This is a genomic window from Vibrio sp. S457-15 (assembly GCF_000960545.1).
Lineage (GTDB): Bacteria > Pseudomonadota > Gammaproteobacteria > Enterobacterales > Vibrionaceae > Vibrio > Vibrio parahaemolyticus.
The window spans coordinates 1-4,972 of record NZ_JYOQ01000136.1; the positions used below are offsets into that span (position 1 = coordinate 1).

The following is a 4,972-nucleotide window of genomic DNA, read 5'->3' on the forward strand; positions in this document are numbered from 1 at the left end:
TGCCAATTTTGAATTTTTACCACGCTAGTTAACACTGAAATTGAACGTCGATACGACAATTTCAACTTTGAGCTTTTACCACTAGATCTTGCGATATAGCTGCGTTTTTCCTCTTGCAAACTAACGCCCTGCTAAGGGGTGAGCAACGCAATACCGAAGCCGCTGCATACCACCTTAATCACTAAAACCAACGCATAGTAAAAATGCCACGCGTTGCGAATCCCTCTTGAGCAGTTTGTTAGTTTGCAAACCCAAAGCGTTGATTTTAAGTCATTTTAAACTTTGCAAACAATAAACTTTATGTGTTTTGATGCATTTAAATCAAGCGTAGTCTCAAAGCGGCTACTCAATGAAACCACGTGGAACAAACAACGCCGCAGAAAACGAACTCACAACACCAAAAAGCGCTTTTGGAAAACCAATCTCACAATGCGGACTTTCAACAAAGCCACTGAAACCACATGAACTTACCACACCATAGAAAACGCCATTTCAGCGAGTAGATCGGCTTTTGCACCAACAAACTCAACGAGCAGATTTTCAGCAAAAAAGTTCGACTCAGGTAACCCAAAAGTCGCCGCACCAAAAAACAAATCAACCGTTGAAACGATGCCAATTTTGAATTTTCACCACGCTAGTTAACACTGAAATTGAACGCCGATACGACAATTTCAACTTTGAGCTTTTACCACTAGATCTTGCGATATAGCTGCGTTTTTCCTCTTGCAAACTAACGCCCTGTTAAGGTGTGAGCAACGCAATACCGAAGTTGCCGCATACCACCTTAACCACTTAAAACAACGCATAGTGAAAATGCCACGCGTTGCGAATCACTCTTAAACAGTTTGTTAGTTACTGGTGATCACAGAATTTAGATACCACTGTTTATTAAACTCTGAAAGATCTTCCATTTGCTTTCCCAAAACTCCTAACATTCCACCAGTCCAAGTTGGAAACGCTTTCCTTCCATCGAGGTTATAAACGTTTTGGGGTAACGTTCTTAAGGTATAAATTGGGTTTTGAGTTCCGTATTCCTTACCAGTTAATCTGAAAAAATCCCCTTTTAGCATGAATTTTTCGCTACCATTGTGAGCTAAGATTATGCTTTCAAAATCTTTGTCTTTTAAAGCTTCTGATGACTGAAGTAATACTCTCGATACATCCATCGCACTTTTATCAAGTGGTACTTCTCTGAGGTCGAAGACCAATTTTTTTGGATTTACATACCACTCATAGTGTACATAAACCTCAATACCATTATTGCGAACATCAATGCTGATTTTATTTGTTACTTTACTTTGTAACATGAAGTAATTTGCGGAACCGATTGAAAGCAACAAAATAAAAATAATTGCCAGAACTTTTCTCATAGCTTTATATCACCGATAATATTATAGCGTTTATTTAATGGCATTTTTGACTTCGTACGCAGCCATATTCCACGAACCATAGCGAGATAGAGCTCTACCGACAATATTATTTACTTGCTCAGCATCATACCGCTCTCGGTAATACATAACATCTTTGATACCTTCAATCTCTTGTTCTAAACAGTAAGCTAGCATTCGAGTATCAACTACCGAACGTTTAGTCCACTTCTTTGAACAATAAGGATATGCTATCTGGGAATAAAATTCCTGATCTATGTATTTATGGTACTGTTTCACATCTTCGTACCCTTCCATCTGCCCCTCTATACAGTAGTCATACATACGATTATCAAGTTCTCCCCTCTTAGTCCATTTTTCGCTACAAATGACGTGAGAATCTTGAAAATACAGCTCTCTAGACTTTAGTTTCAAAGTTTCGGATAAAACTGTGTTTGAATGAATGCAGGCGAATACTGCAAAGGCATAGAACAACTTCTTCATAAGGCTTATCACCATATTTTTGATTTAACTTTATGATAATAACACTTTACCGAATTACATACTTCGACATGAATCATGTTGAAGTAACTAACGCCCTGTTAAGGGGTGAGCAACGCAATACCGAAGCCGCCGCATACCACCTTAAGCACAAAACGCAACGCATGATAAAAATGCCACGCGTTGCGAATCCCTCTTAAACAGTTTGTTAGCTGACAATTTCACCGAGTGCATCTATCCATTGCTCTGGCTTCGCTACAATAAACTCGTAACACGTATTGTTGGCTAGTGTTATGCGAAATGCATCCGTAGTGATTGGAATTACACCACCACCTTTGCCCAAGCACTTAGCTACGGCAGCAATGTCTTGGCACTTTAATTGATATGGACCAAAACCCAACTTTTCGTTGTACGGAATAAAAACTAACTCCGACTCCGTTAGTTCTAATTTCCCATCTGCTTTAGTCGCACCGACTTGAATTGTAGCTGTTGAAGACTTAATTACTATATCAGACATGACGTACCCTCTTCCTTGATTTACTTTTGTCTGCTAACGCCCTGTTAAGGTGTGAGCAACGCAATGCCGAAGTCACCGCACACCACCTTAAACACCTAAAGCAACGCATAGTAAAAATGCCACGCGTTGCGAATCACTCTTAAACAGTTTGTTAAATTTTCAAGTTGACTATTGTCGCAAAAAAATCATCTGGAGATTCCCAACCGAGTAGTTCAACAAAATTTGAAGCGATATTCACTGGCACACCAGATTTATCTATAATAACAAAATGGATATACGGTTTATGTAGTGCAGAGTTACACTCAAGCTCATTTATGATACTCAATGTAGGCTTACGTAAATTAGAGCCATCCTCTAAGTGGTTATAATGATTTCTGCCCGCATAAATAATTAACCCTTCAGGTACTCCTCGGATAGTGCTTCCTACGGCATATTTATAGTACCTAGGGAATGGTTCAAAGAACTCGGGTGAGTGATCATTCTGTGAATATAGTTCTATCCCTTTACAAGCAATTTGAAGTAACGAACCATCAATTACTGACATAGCAAAGATTTCATTAGAAAACTGCTCCCTCGCCTTTTCAGAATGATTGATATGCTCCTTAACTAAAGGAGATGATTCCCAGATATCCTTTTGATAGTCAATCTGTTCTCTTGTATTACTAGAGTTATAAACAAAAACTGGTCCAATAGAGCTTTTAAACAATTCGTTAATCAGATTTGGATAACTTTGTCGTGCCTCGAATAACTTTACTACTGCGCTTTCAACAGACTGAAGATAGCTATTAATCAAAATTTGCCCTCATGAAATTTAACGCCGCGTTAAGGGGTGCCGGCACGCAATACATAAGCTTCTGCAAAGCACAGTAATCACCAAACTCAACGCATACTAAAAATGCCACGCGTGCCAAATCCCTCTTAAACGCTTTGTTATACGCATGAACGTTTAAGCCAAGATTTTAGACAAGCCCCACTTTGAAACCATGATCTTTATGTGCTTTGATGCACTCAAATCAGGCTTAGACTTGCAGCAACTTGCCACTGAAACCACTTGGAACAAACCGCGCCGCAGAAAACGGACTGGCAACACCAAAAAGCACTCTTGGAAAGACAATTTCACAATGAGGACTTTCCACAAACTCACTGAAACCACGTGAACTCACCACACCAGAGAAAGCGCCCTCTCAGCGAGTAAATCCGCTTTTAAAAAGATAAAACCACAGAGCTGAATTGCAGCGAAAAATATCGCCTCGTTTTGCCCCGCGCAGTCCGCACCAAAGAAGAAAACCATCGACAAATGACAGACCAGAACTGAACCGAGAATCAGAAAAACGAAACTACAATTTGTGATGAGAACTACCTGAATTCAGCGCCGAAAATCAGGAATATTGCCCTGAAATTTTAGACTTTCTTCATCTAGCGTATAACGCCCTGTTAAGGGGTGAGCAACGCTACCACCTAACTTAAAAATAACGCTATAAACACATTACCCAATTTAGAGACAAAAGTCCCAAGCGTTGGGAATCCCTCTTGAACAGTTTGTTAGTTGCCAAACCTAAAGCTTTGACTTGAAGTTGATTGCCGCTTTGCCAGCACTAGCTTTACGTGTTTTGGAAAACTTAAATCAGGCGTGGTTTCAAAGCGCCTGTCACTGAAACCACTTGGAACACAAAACGCAGTAGAAAACGGACTAACAACACCAAAAGCTCTTTTAGACAGACAGTGTTACAGAGCTGACTTTCAACAAATAAATCGGTTTCTGAAACAGAAAAACCAAACCATACAAGAAACCAAAGCGCCATTTTCACAAGCTCAAAGGTTAAGAATTGAAATATGAAACCGAGCCAAAAACACATGGGAATTAGCCCTAAACATTCTGCTGTAGGTACATTTTTCCTCGTTGGCAACTAACGCCCTGCTAAGGGGTGAGCAACGCAATACCTAAGCCGCCGCAAACCACCTTAATCACTAAATTCAACGCATAGTAAAAATGCCACGCGTTGCGAATCCCTCTTGAGCAGTTTGTTAGCTGTGTTTTACAACACGAGCTTTGCTCCCAACATACCAAGAGCTGCGATAGCTACCATCGTAAACCAAAGGTAAATCATAAAAGATAGGTATAATGAAAATAAACCTCTCACAGCTTTATCTATGTTTGCACCTTCATCGTGCTGTAAGAAGTACGCTAGTTCTGCTGTAGGTATTGATCCAGCAAAGCTCTTAAATTTGAACTTTACCATCATCAAGCCCATTGAGACTGGAAGACTAGATACTAATAAAATGATTCCCACCGAAATCCAGACATTCTCAGGGGATTCATTACCTAAAACTACTGCTGCTCCAATCAACACTAAAAGCATTCCCAGAAAGCCCTTAAAAGATGACAACAATGAGTCTCTTGTTTTTATATACAGCCAGAATAGCGGCTTATCGAATTTTCTCATTTTTTCCTCAAACAGCTAACGCCCTGTTAAGGTGTGAGCAACGCAATACCGAAGCTCCTGCATACCACCTTAAACACCTAAACCAACGCATAGTAAAAATGCCACGCGTTGCGAATCACTCTTAAACAGTTTGTTATGCGATT

General features: G+C 39.9%; 5 protein-coding genes. All 5 read right to left on the reverse strand.

Features of this window, described 5'->3' with window-relative positions:
- Positions 1-848: 848 nt before the first annotated feature.
- Entirely contained in the window at positions 849-1,370 is a 522-nt protein-coding gene (locus tag UF05_RS15325; protein ID WP_045546347.1) for a hypothetical protein, read from the reverse strand.
- Positions 1,371-1,400: 30 nt separating this feature from the next.
- The gene (locus UF05_RS15330) at positions 1,401-1,871 is read right to left on the reverse strand and encodes a hypothetical protein (RefSeq protein WP_045546348.1); all 471 of its coding nucleotides are present in this window, start codon (positions 1,869-1,871) and stop codon (positions 1,401-1,403) included.
- A gap of 205 nt (positions 1,872-2,076) precedes the next feature.
- Positions 2,077-2,385 (reverse strand): hypothetical protein, encoded by a 309-nt coding sequence (locus tag UF05_RS15335; protein WP_045546349.1) that lies wholly within the window; start codon positions 2,383-2,385, stop codon positions 2,077-2,079.
- 151 nt (positions 2,386-2,536) lie between these two features.
- Positions 2,537-3,178: a hypothetical protein gene (locus UF05_RS15340; protein ID WP_045546350.1), complete on the reverse strand. Its 642-nt coding sequence runs from the start codon at positions 3,176-3,178 to the stop codon at positions 2,537-2,539.
- Positions 3,179-4,421: 1,243 nt separating this feature from the next.
- A complete protein-coding gene (locus tag UF05_RS15350) occupies positions 4,422-4,829 on the reverse strand; it encodes a hypothetical protein (protein ID WP_045546351.1) in 408 nt (135 codons plus the stop codon).
- Between the last annotated feature and the right edge of the window lie 143 nt (positions 4,830-4,972).

What these genes read in the sequence shown, in the direction of transcription:
- UF05_RS15325 (WP_045546347.1), bottom strand. Translation starts at nt 1,370, where the DNA reads ATGAGAAAAGTTCTGGCAATTATTTTTATTTTGTTGCTTTCAATCGGT.
- UF05_RS15330 (WP_045546348.1), bottom strand. Translation starts at nt 1,871, where the DNA reads ATGAAGAAGTTGTTCTATGCCTTTGCAGTATTCGCCTGCATTCATTCA.
- UF05_RS15335 (WP_045546349.1), bottom strand. Translation starts at nt 2,385, where the DNA reads ATGTCTGATATAGTAATTAAGTCTTCAACAGCTACAATTCAAGTCGGT.
- UF05_RS15350 (WP_045546351.1), bottom strand. Translation starts at nt 4,829, where the DNA reads ATGAGAAAATTCGATAAGCCGCTATTCTGGCTGTATATAAAAACAAGA.